Genomic DNA, 13,115 nt, shown 5'->3' on the forward strand with positions numbered 1-13,115 from the left:
CAGCTATCCCTTCATATCTTTGATCAAGCCCATACAGGCATACGCCAAATCCGGCACCGTCTCGACCGGCACGCCGCGCGCCGCCGCCAGCATCCGAATGTGGGCGTGTTCACCCGCCTCGGGATCCCGGACCAGCACCCGCCACGGCACCCGCCGCAGCAGCACCCGGGTCGTCTCTCCCACACCGGGTTTCACGAAATTCACGCTGGAGATCCCGTATTCGGCGCGCACCCGCTCCACCGACTCCCAGCCCGCCCAGGTCGGGGACCGGTCCGCGGCCAGCAGCTCCCGAACCCGCGCGTCGACCTGCGGGCGCACCCGGTCGAAGCAGTCGCTCACCGCATCCAGCAGCCGATTGGAGACATCCTGAGCCGCCAGCTCGGCATAGAACTTGGCCCCGTGAAACTGCCCCGGCCCGATCAGCCGGTCATTGAGCACCGTGCGCGAAACCAGCCCCGACACCGTGGAATTCAGGCAGGCCGAGGCGATGAGAAAGTCATCGCGGGTACCGAAGGTCCGCACGCAACTGCCCGGATCGGCGAGCACCGCCAGCTCCGGATCGAACCGCGCCCCACCCGCGGCCTCGTATGCCGCCAACGCCTCGGCAAGCTCCCGGGTGATCGCCCCTTTACCGGTCCACCCGTCCACGAAGACGACCTGCCCCGGATCATGGTGGCGCGCCAAGTAATTCAAGGCTGTGGTGTCGATCCCCCGCTCCCGCACGATCGATACCGCGTAGTGCGGAACCTCGATCCCCCGCCCCAACAGCCACCGCCGCATCAGCACCCCGACCGGAGTCCCCGCCCGCGCCAGCGAAACCAGCACGACCTCACTCCCCCGCTCCGCGACCACCAACTCCGCCACGGTCGCCACCGCCAACGCCAACCGCTCGGCACTCTCCTCGAGCACCCGCTCGAACAACTCCCGATACGCGGCATCCGGCTGATACTCCACCGGCAGCGACTCCGCGTAATGCGCCGTCCCCGCCTGAATCTCCCGCTCCCGCTCCCCCACCTCGGCTTCCAGCGCGACGCTCGACAGATCGCTGAGCAGCCACCCCACCTCATCCCGCGCATACGACCCGAACTCGGGCCCGAACAACGGTTCCGGCAGCCGGACGATGCGAGCGGCCTCGAGCGCGCGGGGATCGGCGTCCGGCAGCACGGCCAGCAGCACATCCGCACCGGAGGCGGTGAGAACATCGACCAGACCGCCTGCCGCCGTGAGTTGTTCGGTATCGGCGGGGGAGTCGACGATGATCAGCAGGATGGGGTCGGCGGAGCTGCTCGGCCAGTGCGCGTTGTACAGGTAGCGCGGGGTGTCCTCACCGGATTCCGGTGCGGTGAAACGGAAGCCGCGACGCAGCGGGTAGCCCGGACGGTCCAGCACATAGGCGGGTGAACGCGTGGTGGTCTGGTAGCGAGTGGGAATGCCGTTGTCCGCCAAGGCCGCCGCGATACGCAGCGGCAGGTACATGAGCTCCTCGTGGGCCACCACGATCACCGGGCGCGGCCCGTTCGCTCCGTCGGCAGCCGGTTCCGCGAGTTCGTGCGACAGCACGGCCACGGCCCGCGCGAGCGCTACGTCGAACGGGGCGGCGTCCGAATCCAGGAAACCGTGGCGGCCACCCTCCGGAACGTCCGCAGGCCAAGGCAATTCGACTCGTGTGCAGGTGCCGCGGCGGTCGGCGACCGGGTTGAGCTCGGGTTCCGGGAGCGCGGCCACGGATTCGATCAAGTCGGTCGGCAGATGAGTGCGGCCGGTGGCCAGGCAGACGGTGTCGATGCGCGCGCCGAGGTCGGCGGCGGCCTTTTCGAAGGCGCGGCGGTCGGCGTCGGTGCGCATGTCGACCAGGGACGCGAGGATGTAGTGGGCGCGCGGCGAGTGCGCGTGCAAGGCCCGCACGGCGTCCAGGGCGGTTGCGCCGGTGGAGATCTCGTCGTCCACCAACACCATGGGGAGATCGTTGTGGAACACCGTGGCGGGCATGGGCTGCAGCAGGTGGGAGGTGGCGTGCGAATGCCCCTCCTCGAAGCCCGCCAGGGTTTCGGCGGCGGCCACGTCGCGGCGCGTCGAATGCAGGTAGCAGCGTGCTCCGATGTGCGCCGCGACCGTATGGCCGAGCCCGGTCGCGGTTTCCGCGAAGCCCAGTACCACCGCGCGATCAGCCTGTGGCGCACCGTCTTCCGTCGCGAGTACCTCGCGCACCAGGTCGCCGAGGCGGTTGCCCGCGTCGAGGACGCGGTGCGGGTCGGTGGGGAGGTGTTTGCCGAGGACGGTTGAGACCAGCAGGTGGGCGCGGCGCGGGTTGCGGCGTAGGCCGGGTTCGATCAGGGCGTCGATGCGCCAATCGGGTTCGGGGAGGGCGGAATCGGTGTGGTGCAGGGTGAGGCCGAGTTCGCGGGTGACCCAGGGGAGTTCGCGGGTGGGCGCGGGTAGGGCGGCGTCGGCGGTCACGATTCGACCAGCGCCTTGAGCAGGTCCACGAAGGAGACTCCTTGATTGGCGACGCCGAATATGCTGGCGCGCCGCATGATCTGGTGCGCCCAGCTGCGGTGGGGTCGCATCTCGTTCATCTTGTTGCGGTATCCGGAGGCGGCGACGCCGCCGGTGTCGACGCGCAGAATGTCCTGTGCGTCGGCGTACTCCTCATGGGTCACCACCGACAGTGCGTGCACCACGGCCACATGGGACGGGTGGATCACCGTCTTGCCCTGGATCCCGTTGGCGCGATCGAGGGTGATCTCCCGCAGCAGCCCGTCCAGATCGCGGCTGACCAGCGATTCCCGGAACGGCACCGCGTCGATCTCGGCGAACGGCGAGGTGCGCAGCAGCGGCCGGAACATGCGGTCGTGGTCGGCGAAGTACTCCCACACCGGCCCGGTGATGGTGAATCCGGTGCCGTCGGCACGGCCCAGATAGTTGACGATGTCGGCGATGACGTCGGCGACCACCCGCACGTCGTAGATGGTCAGATCGCGGTCGCGGCGAATCCCGAAGGTGGAGCACATATCCGTGGCCCCGATGCGTACCGCGAGAATCTGGTCCCGATGCTGGGCGAGCAGATCCCCGATCAGCCGCAGTTCCCGGTCGCGGGTCTCGCGATGCACCAGCGCGGGCGATTCCAGCACCGGCATGCCGAACACGGTGCGTCCCAGTCGTTCCGACGCGGCGGTCACGGCGTGTAGATAGTCGCCCGCGCGGGCGGCATCGAATTTGGGCAGCACGAATCCGGTGAGCGCCCGCGCCCCGGATCCCAGCCGAGCGGCGATCTCGCCGATGCTCTCGGCGTCGCGTACCCGCACGAACAGCAGCGGATGCGGCTCCCCGCTCGCGGCGAGTTCGTCGAGAGTCCGTGCGGCCTGCCGTTTCCCGGCCTCGACGGCATGGTCGGCGACGGCGTCCTCGAGATCGATGACCATCGAGCACACGCCGCGGGCGGCGCGCCGCACGATGGTCGCGGTGAGGTCGGGCCGGGTGGCGGGCACGTAGAGGGTGGCGCCCAGCGCCATGGCCAGCAGTTCCCGGTCACGGGAGCCGCCGAAGGGTTCGGGCAACAGATGGAACAGCCGCCGCAGTTCCGGTCCCGGCACCTGCCGGAAGTGGCGCAGCGGGAAGGTCTTGCGCAGGGAGACGGTGGCGAGCTCCGGATCGCTGTCGATCATCGCGGTCATCGGTGCGGCCGTCCTCCTGCTGACTTTCGGTCTATCTGTCGGTATTTCGCATGCGATCGACCACTCCGGCCACGAAGGCGGAGATGGCGTCGAGTTCGGACACGTAGGCCCAGTAGTCGGGGTGGTGTCCGGTCAGGCCCGCGGCGGCCCGTTCCAGCCGTTCGGACTGGGCGTCGAGCACGCTGCCCCATTGCGGGACCACGCCCTTGTTCACGGCGAGCATCTGCGCGTCACGGAGTTTGAAGCGGACGGCCTTGGCACGGTCGGCGGGCTGGTCACGCACCTGCCGCAGCAGCGCGAGCCGATCGGTGACGGTCTCGGCGCGTTCCTCGGCGGTGGCGAGCTGGGCGCGGGCGGTGGAAGTCAGGTCGAGCGCGTCCTCCGGGTCGTTGGCGGCGAGGGCGGCCCGGGCGCGGGTCAGATCCGCGTCGGCGGCCGCTACGGCCTCCCGGGCTTGTCGCTCATTGTTCGCCAAATCGTTGGAGGACGCAGCCGCGAACTCACGGAGCAGACCCGACATGGCGGGTGCGACACGCTCGACCCGATTGCGTGCGGCGTCGAGCCGGGTGGCCGCGGACGCGATGGCGGTGGTGGCCGAATGCTGTTTCGCGGGAGCGGCTTCCAGGGCGGTGGACAACTCGCGCAGCAGCGTCTCGAGCCGGGTCGCGGCATCGCGGCCGGACCGTCCGGAACCGGCGGACACCGCCGCCTCGAGTGTGACCAGTCCCTCATTCACAGCGGCCGTGGCGTGCCGGACCGACGGGTATTCGGCATACGGCGAGGCGGCCACCGCCGCGAGTTGCTGTTGCCCCTGGGCACGCACCTGCGCGATCAACTGCGGCACCGATCCGTACACCGCGACGGCGTGCTCGAGGTGGGCCTGATTGCCGCGATAGAACTGGTCGACCCCGCCGGCGGCCTCGGTCAGACCGCGTACCACGCTGTCGATCTCGGGCTGGGCGATCCTGGTGCCGTCGCGTTCGGCCTGGTCGAGCCGATCGTTGAGGGCCAGGTAGGCGCCCGAAGCGCCGTAGCAGCGGGCGCGCACGACATCCCAGCGCGCGGCCATGCCGCGTTCGGGGAACAGGGCCGCGGAGGCGGCGACCGCCGCCTCGGCAATGCTCTGCCGCTTGTCCATATCCAGGAAGGCGGTCGTCAGCGCCTGCCGGGCCTGCTGCACCCATTCGTTGTTCTGAGCTGTCCCGGATGCCCGGAACCATCCGCGTCGACGGCCTGCCACGCCCCCGATGTTAGATCGGTCGGCGAGGAACCGAGTGGTACGGGCGACAGGGGCGGTCATTCGTGGAAACCTGTCGTATGACAGTTGGTCACTCCCAGCTGGATTGGGCTCCGCCTATCCAGGATTTGGGGAAACCATTACTGTTTGACTCGGCGCGGAACCGACATAGAGGACACGCCGTTAAGCAAGGAACGGCTCCACACGCTTTACAACGGAAGGATCCCCGCAATGGGTGTCAGTTTGTCCAAGGGCGGAAACGTTTCGCTGACCAAGCAGGCTCCGAACCTCACCCAGGTCACCGTCGGCCTCGGCTGGGACGTGCGGACCACCACGGGCACCGACTTCGACCTCGATGCCAGCGCCATCGCCACGAGTGCCGAGAAGAAGGCGCTCTCCGACAAGCACTTCGTGTTCTTCAACAACCTGCAGTCCCCGGAGGGCACCATCGTGCACACCGGCGACAACCTCACCGGTGAGGGCGAGGGCGACGACGAGAGCATCAATATCGATCTCGCCAACACCCCGCCGGCCATCGAATCCATCTTCTTCCCGGTCTCGATCTACGACGCCGACGCCCGCGGTCAGAGCTTCGGCCAGGTCCGCAACGCGTACATCCGGGTGGTGGACCGCGCCAACGGCGCCGAGCTGGCCCGTTACGACCTGAGCGAGGACGCCTCCACCGAAACCGCCATGGTGTTCGGTGAGCTCTACCGCAACAATGGTGAATGGAAGTTCCGGGCGATCGGCCAGGGCTACGCGTCCGGCCTGGCGGGCATTGCTCGCGACTTCGGCGTCAACGTCTGATTCGTACAACTCACGACACCGCAGGAGGGCTCGGTCGCACGGGCCCTCTTCGTGTGTCCGACCGCCACCCACCCGATCCCGCCTCGACGAAAGGCCCACTGCGGTGCGAATTTTCGGACTCTCCATCGTCGTCACCGTATTGGCGCTGATCGCGGCGCTGATCTACGGCGGCCCCACGGCCCTGCTGCTGTGCGCCATCCTGGGTGTGCTCGAAGTGTCCCTATCCTTCGACAACGCGGTCATCAATGCCAGCGTGCTGCAACGGATGAGCGAATTCTGGCAGCGCATCTTCCTGACCGTCGGTGTGGTCATCGCCGTTTTCGGTATGCGCCTGGTGTTCCCGCTGGCCATCGTATGGATCACGGCCGGACTCAACCCGGTTCGCGCCTTCGACCTGGCCATGAACCCGCCCGCCGGCGGCGCGCTCACCTTCCCGGACGGCAGCGCCTCCTACGAGAAGCTGCTCACCGACGCGCATCCGCAGATCGCGGCCTTCGGTGGCGCGTTCCTGCTGCTGCTGTTCTTCAACTTCATTCTCGAGGAGCACGAGGTCACCTGGCTGGGCTGGATCGAACGCCCGCTGGCCAAGCTCGGCAAGCTCGACATGCTCGCCGTGGTGCTGACGCTGGGCGCCATCGTCATCGCGGCGGAATTCATTGCCGCCGACGATGATCGGGGCACGGTGCTGCTGGCCGGCATCCTCGGCGTGATGACCTACATCCTGGTCGACGGGCTCGGATCCATGTTCCATGCCGAGGAACACGCCGAAGAGCAAGCCGCGGCCGGGCCTTCGGGGATCGTGAAGGCGACGGGCAAGGCGGCGTTCTTCCTGTTCCTGTACCTGGAAGTGCTCGACGCGTCGTTCTCTTTCGACGGTGTCATCGGCGCGTTCGCGATCACCTCCGACCCGATCCTGATCGCGTTGGGCCTGGGCCTGATCGGCGCCATGTTCGTTCGGTCCATCACGGTGTTCCTGGTGCGCAAGGGCACGCTGTCGGAGTACGTCTACCTCGAGCACGGCGCGTTCTGGGCCATCGGCGCGCTGGCGGTCATCCTGCTCATCACCATCGGGGTGCATGTCAACGAGCTGATCAGCGGTCTGGTCGGCGTGGCGTTCATCGGCGCGGCGTTCATCTCCAGCGTGATCCGCAATCGGCGCGAGGCCGCGGAGGAAAGCGACGAGGACGACGTGGACCGCGAGAAGACCAGCGTCGTCAGCTGATTCAGCGCATGCGCCGCGGCCTGGACAACCGCCGCGGCGACACCCGCGACCACAGCGTCTGCTGAATCTGCAGGGTGGCCCAGCCCGCGATCGCCATGCCGGCGACATTCACCAGCAGCTGGGCCACACTGCCCCACACCGTCGAACCGTTCCAGAACGCCACGCCCAGTGCGATATTGCCCGCGGCGGGGACGGTGGTGACCGAGATGAAGACCCCCGCCAGGCCGATCGACTTCGACGAGGTGATCGACAGCACGCCCGCGCCGCCCGCGATCACCGCCACGATGAACGACCATTTGTCCGGCGTGTAGATGAAATGCGTGCTCGGCCGCGGCCCGGTGACCTGCTCCAGGGTGATCCAGCCGAGGCCGCGGGCCATCAGGGCCAGCACGATGGTGAGGCCGATGGCCACCACGAAACCGGCGACCAGGGTGCGAAGCGCCAACTGCAGCAGCACGAATCGCCGCCGCACCAACGCCACCCCCAGCGCCGCGATGGGCCCGAACTCCGGGCCCAGCACCATCGCCCCGACGGTGAGGATCTGCGAATCGGTGACGATCGCGATGCTCGCGATCACCGTGGCCAGGGTCAGGAAGCTCAGATACGTCCAGTTCAGCTCGGATTCGTCGTAGGCCCGCTGCGCGACCTCCGCCCACACCACCGCATCGCTGCTGCTGCCCGGGGTGCGCACCTCGGCGTCGAAGCCGCTGCGCGACAACCAGGTTCCGACCGGTTCGAGTTCGATGCTGCCCAGCTGGTGCACCCGCATCTCGCGCAGGGTCGCCACCAACGGGTTGGCGGCCTCGCGGGGAATCTGCGCGGTGATCAGATCGCCGGGCGGGCGGAGCGCGACACCGCGCATGGCAACGAGTCCGGTGACCGCGTCATCGGACTCGAGGACCTCGAGAATGTCGTCGCTCAGGGCGGCGGGCGAAAGAATGCGCAGGTGCAGCATGCTCGCAGTCTGCCGCGCACAACGGCTCAGACGCCGACGGCGTGCCGCCGCAACATGATGCGGTGCGGTGCGGGCCGGGATGCCACTGCCGTTTCGCTCGTCGGGGCCGCGGCTGCGGCGCGACGCGAGGCCAGCACCATGCCGATCAGGCCGACGCCCAGACCGGCAAGGGTCAAGGGGCGCAACGGCTGATCGATGAACAGCCACGCCATCAGTGCGGTCACCGCGGGGATGGCGAAGAAGAAGCGGCTGACCCGGCTGGTGTCCCAGCGCAGCATCATGGTGTTGAGCAGCAGGAACGCGCCGATGGAATTGATCAGCACCATCCAGACCAGGGCACCGCCGAAGCGGGCCGGATCCGCGATGTGGAAGCTGCCGGTCAGCACGGCCAGCACGCCCGCGAAGGGTGCGGCGATCAGCAGGTGCAGGGCGGTGCCCGCGCGCGGATCGACGGCCGGGGTGAAGCGCTTCTGGTAGACGGTGCCCAGGCTCAGGCCGAGCAGACCGACCACGCACAGCAGCAGGCCGATCACCGAGAAGTGGGACTGGTCGACCACCGCGAGGCCGACACCGAGACCGCCGACCCCGAAGCCCAGCCACTGCCGCGGGCTCACGGATTCGCCCATGCCACCGGCGAAGAGCGCGATCACGATCGGGCTCAGGCCCTGCATCAGCGAGATGACCGCGGCGCTGACGTGCTCGTGCATGGCCGAGTAGAAGCCGCCGAACTGGACCATCTGCATGAGGAATCCAGCGACCAGGGTGTGGGCCAGGATGCGGCCGCGGGGCCAGACCGTCCGTGCGACAAGGGCGTACGTGACGAGCAGCAGTGCGGCGATGCCGAAGCGGGCGAACAGCACCAGCATCGGCGGGGCCGCGCCGACGCCGATGATGCCGGCGATGAAGGCGCTGCTCCACATGACGATGAGAGCCGGGGGTCCTGCCACTTCGAGAAGCCGGTTGTCCATGATTCCTCCACGCCGATAACCGCTTTAAGTGGTTACTACCGTCGCACTCCTGCCCATAACCTGTCAAGGGGGTTACTATGAAGACATGTCCAGCTTCGCCGACCCCCACCTGTTCGTCAGCGGCAACCTCGCGCTGAACTTCATCGGCACGGCCCACGAACGGCGCACCACCTTCATCGAGCGGCTGAATACCGATGCCGACCTCGGGGAATGGGCTGTCGCCGCCGGCATCCTCGACACCCCGCCGGACTGCGAGGGCGCGCTCGACCGCGCCCTCGCGCTCCGCGAGGCAGCCTGGCGGGTCATGGTGGCCACGCTGGACGGCGAACCGCTCGCCGACACCGACCGGCGGCTGCTCAACCGGCACGCCCGCGAGACCCCGCCCGAACTGAGCCTGCGCCCCGACGGCACCGTACGACGCGGCGGGACAATCGATTCCGCGCTCGCGGCGATCGCCCGCTCTGCTCTGGAACTACTCGGCGGCCCGGATCGGGAACGGCTCAAGGAATGCGGGCGAGACGCCTGCACCCGCCTCTACCTGGACACCTCACGCGGCGGTTCGCGCCGGTGGTGCGATATGGCGGTCTGCGGAAACCGGGCCAAGAGCAAGGCCTTCCGCGCCCGCGGCACCGAGCCGGCCCACTGACCGCGCCCGCGCGCCGACGAACAGGAAGAAGAACACCGCCAGCAACGCGGCCCGGCCCCAGACCCCGACCTGCACCAGGTTCTGTTCCAGGGCCGCGTCATGGCCGGCGCCCAGGGCATAGAAGTAGCGGAAGACGCCGATGCCGATGCAGGCGTCGGCCATCAGGTAGGTGACGACCAGGCTCCACGGCACCTCGAGCAGCACCAGGAACGGGATCAGCCACAGGGTGTACTGCGGCGAATGCACCTTGTGGAACAACAGGAATCCACACAGCATGGCGCCGCTGACCCCGATCCACGGATACAACCCGGCCAGCTGCCAGCGCCGCCACCCCAGCCAGCAGGCCAGCGCGAACGACGCCACCACCAGGACCGGCGAGGCCACCGACACCATGTCCTGGAAGGAGATCTCCCCGGCGCGAGTGTTCGCGTACAACGGGCGTAAACCCCAGTACCACACGGAATTCGTGGTGATATCGGCCTGGCGCAGCTCTTGGAAAGTGATCGAGGCCCGCCAGCCGTTGTATCCGGCCAGCGCGAAAGGCAGATTGATCGCCACCACCGTGCCGATCGCCGTGGCCGCCACCAGCAACGCACCGCGCACGTCGAATCGCTTCGCGCGCAACGGCTGTTCACCGACCAGCACATAAATCAGCAATGGCAGCACGAAGATTCCGGGATACAGCTTGAAGCAGAAGCCGATCGCCAGGAATACCGCCGCCGCGATCGCGCGATCGCGGAGTGAATATTTGGTCAGCACCGTCATCACGTAGAACGCCGCGACCGCGGTGGCGACCACCGGCAGTTCCCAATTGTGGAAGGCGTAGAGCACCAGCGGCGGCCCGGCCGCCCACAGCAGCGCCGCCGGACCGGCCATGCGCGCGAGCAGATAGGCGGTCAGCAGTGCGAACGGGGCCAGCAGCAGCGCCGAGTGCAGCAGGAAGTCCGCGTCGGTGTGCGAGCCGATCCCGCCGATCCACATCAGCAGGCCGCTCAGCACCGGATACTCGACCGCCCCGCCGGTCAGCTGGCCGTCGGGGCTGATGCCACCGGTGAGATACGGGAAAACGTGTTCGTTGATACCGCGCCCCAGCCACAGGTACTGAATATCCGAATAGCAGACATTCGAGTCCTTGATCATGTCGAACACGACGCTGCGACCGGACTCCTCGAACGCGCCGCCCGCACACCGCGCCTTGTTCAGATAACCGAGCAACAAGGTGACGCAGCACACCAGCGTCGAGGTAATGGCGATCATCGAAAGACCCGAATCGCGACGGCGAGAGACCGTTTCGCTGACGACGGGTCGGTTCGACATGCGCCCCACCCTAAGCCGACCGTCTGTGGGTCCGCTTGTCCAATCCTTGGAGTGGCCCGATTTAGCAGCTCAGCAGGCCCTCATGTAGCCTTGTCGGGTTGCTGACGCAACGAACCCTCCTGCCCACGGACAGTCCGTGGGCCGTTTACAGTCCACAGGAGGTGATGAGGTCCGTGCGTCATTATGAAGTGATGGTTATTCTCGATCCGAGCCAGGACGAGCGCACTGTCGGCCCGAACCTGAACAACATGCTTGGTGTTGTCGGGTCCGAAGGCGGCAAGGTCGACAACGTCGACATCTGGGGCAAGCGCCGTCTCGCCTACGAGATCGCCAAGCAGGCCGAGGGCATCTACGCGGTCGTCACCCTGACCGCCGAGCCCGCGACCGTGAGCGAACTCGATCGCCAGCTGGGTCTGAACGAGTCGGTGTTGCGCACCAAGGTGCTGCGACTCGACAAGAAGTAAGTCCAGTCCTCCCGCAACGTCGCTCGTAAACCGTCGGTCCCTATCTCTAGGCTGACTGGCAAACCGTGCCCTCGAAGGCACGGGAGCGAGTTGCGGACTGCACCGGAAAGCAGGAGGAACCATGGCCCAGGGCGACACGGTCATCACCGTCATCGGAAATCTGACGGCTGACCCCGAGCTTCGATTCACGCCCGCGGGAGCGGCCGTCGCGAACTTCACCGTCGCGTCGACTCCCCGTGTGTTCGACCGTAATACCAATGAATGGAAAGACGGCGAAGCGCTCTTTTTGCGCTGCAACATCTGGCGTGAAGCTGCGGAGAATGTCGCTGAGAGTCTGACCCGAGGCTCACGAGTGATCGTGAGCGGACGACTCAAGCAGCGCTCCTACGAAACCCGCGAGGGTGAGAAGCGCACGGTCGTCGAGCTCGAGGTCGACGAGGTCGGTCCCTCCCTGCGGTACGCGACCGCGAAGGTCAACAAAACCACCCGTGGCGGTGGTGGCGGCGGCTTCGGCGGCGGTGGCGGACAGGGCGGCGGCGGCCAGCAGCAGAACGCTGGCGGCGGTGGCTTTTCCGGTGGTGGCAGTGGTGGGGGTCGTGGCGGCCAGAGTGCCGGCGACGACCCGTGGGGCAGTGCCCCCGCGGCCGGTTCCTTCGGGGGCGGCCCAATGGACGACGAACCGCCGTTCTAACCAACGGCTTTGCCCGGAATCCGACTCATCGGGTTCCCGAAATTACGGAGTTGAAAGACCATGCCCAAAGCACCGGCACGCGAAAAGGTGCTCAAGAAGAAGGCCTGCACCTTCTGCAAGGAAGACAAGGCCGGCAAGAAGAACAACACGGCCGGCGCCAAGATCGACTACAAGGACACCGCGCTGCTGCGCAAGTACGTGTCCGATCGTGGCAAGATCCGCGCGCGCCGGGTGACGGGCAACTGCGTCCAGCACCAGCGCGATATCGCTGTCGCCGTCAAGAACTCGCGTGAGGTCGCTCTGCTGCCTTACGTCTCCACCGCTCGCTGAGAAGGGAAGGCACAGCCATGAAGCTCATCCTCACCGCTGATGTCGACAACCTCGGTGCGCCCGGCGACACCGTGGAGGTCAAGGACGGCTACGGCCGTAACTTCCTGCTCCCGCGCGGCCTGGCCATCGTGGCCACCCGTGGCGCGGAGAAGCAGGTCGCGGGCATCCGTCGGGCGCAGGACGCCCGTAAGGTGCGCGACCTGGACCACGCCAACGAGCTGAAGCAGGCCCTCGAGGGTCTGTCCGGCGTGTCCCTGTCGGTCAAGACCGCGGGTACCGGCAAGCTCTTCGGTTCGGTCACCGCCGCCGATGTCGCCTCGGCCATCAAGGTCGCCGGCGGCCCGGTGGTCGACAAGCGCAGCATCGAGCTGCCGAAGGCACACATCAAGAGCACCGGTAAGCACGGTGTCGTGGTGCATCTGCACCCGGATGTGGTCGCCAAGGTCGACCTGCAGGTCACTGCCGCCGAGTAATTCGGTTTGTCGGAGGCCACCTCATCCGTGGGGTGGCCTCCGATTTTCTTTTGCTTGCCAGTTGGTAGCTGTTGTGCCCGTGAGAGTGTCGCCGCGAGGTGTCGGCCTGCGTGACCCGCAGTGTTCGCCCGGGTTGTGGATTGCTAAGCAAACCAACCATTCTCGTTGTGTGGTGGGTCACAAGTCCGTGACCGTCCGTTCACCCAACACGCCCGGACGTTACCGTCCAGCGACACGCCGCACCGAATTGATCCACAATTGCGCACAGTGAGAATTCGACCACTACCAGCGTATTGATTGCTCCCGCCGACTGTTGTCCCCAAGTTTTCCA

13 protein-coding genes are annotated in these 13,115 nt (G+C 67.2%); 7 read left to right on the plus strand and 6 right to left on the minus strand.

Annotated features, from left to right (window positions below; all coding sequences use genetic code 11):
* Positions 1–3: 3 nt before the first annotated feature.
* The 3 genes from ACFXHA_RS20360 to ACFXHA_RS20370 are packed head-to-tail and all read right to left on the minus strand — an operon-like array spanning position 4 to position 4,914.
* Positions 4–2,457: a phosphoribosyltransferase gene (locus ACFXHA_RS20360; protein WP_379358900.1), complete on the minus strand. Its 2,454-nt coding sequence runs from the start codon at positions 2,455–2,457 to the stop codon at positions 4–6.
* Entirely contained in the window at positions 2,454–3,665 is a 1,212-nt protein-coding gene (locus ACFXHA_RS20365) for an HpcH/HpaI aldolase/citrate lyase family protein (RefSeq protein WP_379359609.1), read from the minus strand. The genes ACFXHA_RS20360 and ACFXHA_RS20365 overlap by 4 nt, the downstream gene beginning before the upstream one ends.
* 40 nt (positions 3,666–3,705) lie before the next feature.
* Positions 3,706–4,914: a hypothetical protein gene (locus ACFXHA_RS20370; protein WP_379358902.1), complete on the minus strand. Its 1,209-nt coding sequence runs from the start codon at positions 4,912–4,914 to the stop codon at positions 3,706–3,708.
* A gap of 228 nt (positions 4,915–5,142) precedes the next feature.
* On the opposite strand from ACFXHA_RS20370, the gene ACFXHA_RS20375 reads away from it, so the two are divergent.
* Positions 5,143–5,718 carry a TerD family protein gene (locus ACFXHA_RS20375; protein WP_379358904.1) on the plus strand — a complete coding sequence of 192 codons (576 nt, stop codon included), beginning with the start codon at positions 5,143–5,145 and terminating at the stop codon, positions 5,716–5,718.
* Between the two features lie 103 nt (positions 5,719–5,821).
* Positions 5,822–6,940, plus strand: coding sequence for a DUF475 domain-containing protein (locus tag ACFXHA_RS20380; RefSeq protein ID WP_379358906.1), 1,119 nt, complete (start codon positions 5,822–5,824; stop codon positions 6,938–6,940).
* A gap of 1 nt (position 6,941) precedes the next feature.
* Here the strand turns inward: ACFXHA_RS20380 and ACFXHA_RS20385 are convergent, their stop codons facing one another.
* Positions 6,942–7,895, minus strand: a complete 954-nt coding sequence (locus tag ACFXHA_RS20385; RefSeq protein WP_379358908.1) for a DUF389 domain-containing protein — start codon at positions 7,893–7,895, stop codon at positions 6,942–6,944.
* 26 nt (positions 7,896–7,921) lie between these two features.
* Entirely contained in the window at positions 7,922–8,863 is a 942-nt protein-coding gene (locus tag ACFXHA_RS20390) for a DMT family transporter (protein ID WP_379358910.1), read from the minus strand.
* 85 nt (positions 8,864–8,948) lie between these two features.
* Here ACFXHA_RS20390 and ACFXHA_RS20395 point away from each other — a divergent pair, with 85 nt between their 5' ends.
* A complete protein-coding gene (locus ACFXHA_RS20395) occupies positions 8,949–9,509 on the plus strand; it encodes a CGNR zinc finger domain-containing protein (protein ID WP_379358912.1) in 561 nt (186 codons plus the stop codon).
* On the opposite strand, the gene ACFXHA_RS20400 is transcribed toward ACFXHA_RS20395, so the two are convergent.
* On the minus strand, positions 9,411–10,766 hold the full coding sequence (locus tag ACFXHA_RS20400; RefSeq protein ID WP_379359611.1) for a glycosyltransferase family 87 protein: 1,356 nt from the start codon (positions 10,764–10,766) through the stop codon (positions 9,411–9,413). The two genes, ACFXHA_RS20395 and ACFXHA_RS20400, sit on opposite strands and share 99 nt — an antisense overlap.
* Positions 10,767–10,999: 233 nt before the next feature.
* Here ACFXHA_RS20400 and rpsF point away from each other — a divergent pair, with 233 nt between their 5' ends.
* From rpsF to rplI, 4 genes are all read left to right on the plus strand, one after another.
* On the plus strand, positions 11,000–11,290 hold the full coding sequence (gene rpsF / locus ACFXHA_RS20405) for a 30S ribosomal protein S6 (protein ID WP_379358914.1): 291 nt from the start codon (positions 11,000–11,002) through the stop codon (positions 11,288–11,290).
* A 121-nt stretch (positions 11,291–11,411) separates the two neighbouring features.
* Positions 11,412–11,981, plus strand: coding sequence for a single-stranded DNA-binding protein (locus ACFXHA_RS20410; RefSeq protein WP_379358916.1), 570 nt, complete (start codon positions 11,412–11,414; stop codon positions 11,979–11,981).
* A gap of 60 nt (positions 11,982–12,041) precedes the next feature.
* On the plus strand, positions 12,042–12,311 hold the full coding sequence (gene rpsR / locus ACFXHA_RS20415) for a 30S ribosomal protein S18 (protein ID WP_120739213.1): 270 nt from the start codon (positions 12,042–12,044) through the stop codon (positions 12,309–12,311).
* Positions 12,312–12,328: 17 nt separating this feature from the next.
* Positions 12,329–12,784, plus strand: coding sequence for a 50S ribosomal protein L9 (gene rplI / locus ACFXHA_RS20420; RefSeq protein WP_379358918.1), 456 nt, complete (start codon positions 12,329–12,331; stop codon positions 12,782–12,784).
* Positions 12,785–13,115 lie beyond the last annotated feature (331 nt).

Origin of the sequence: Nocardia sp. NPDC059240, assembly GCF_042753865.1 — a bacterium.
Taxonomy (GTDB): domain Bacteria; phylum Actinomycetota; class Actinomycetes; order Mycobacteriales; family Mycobacteriaceae; genus Nocardia.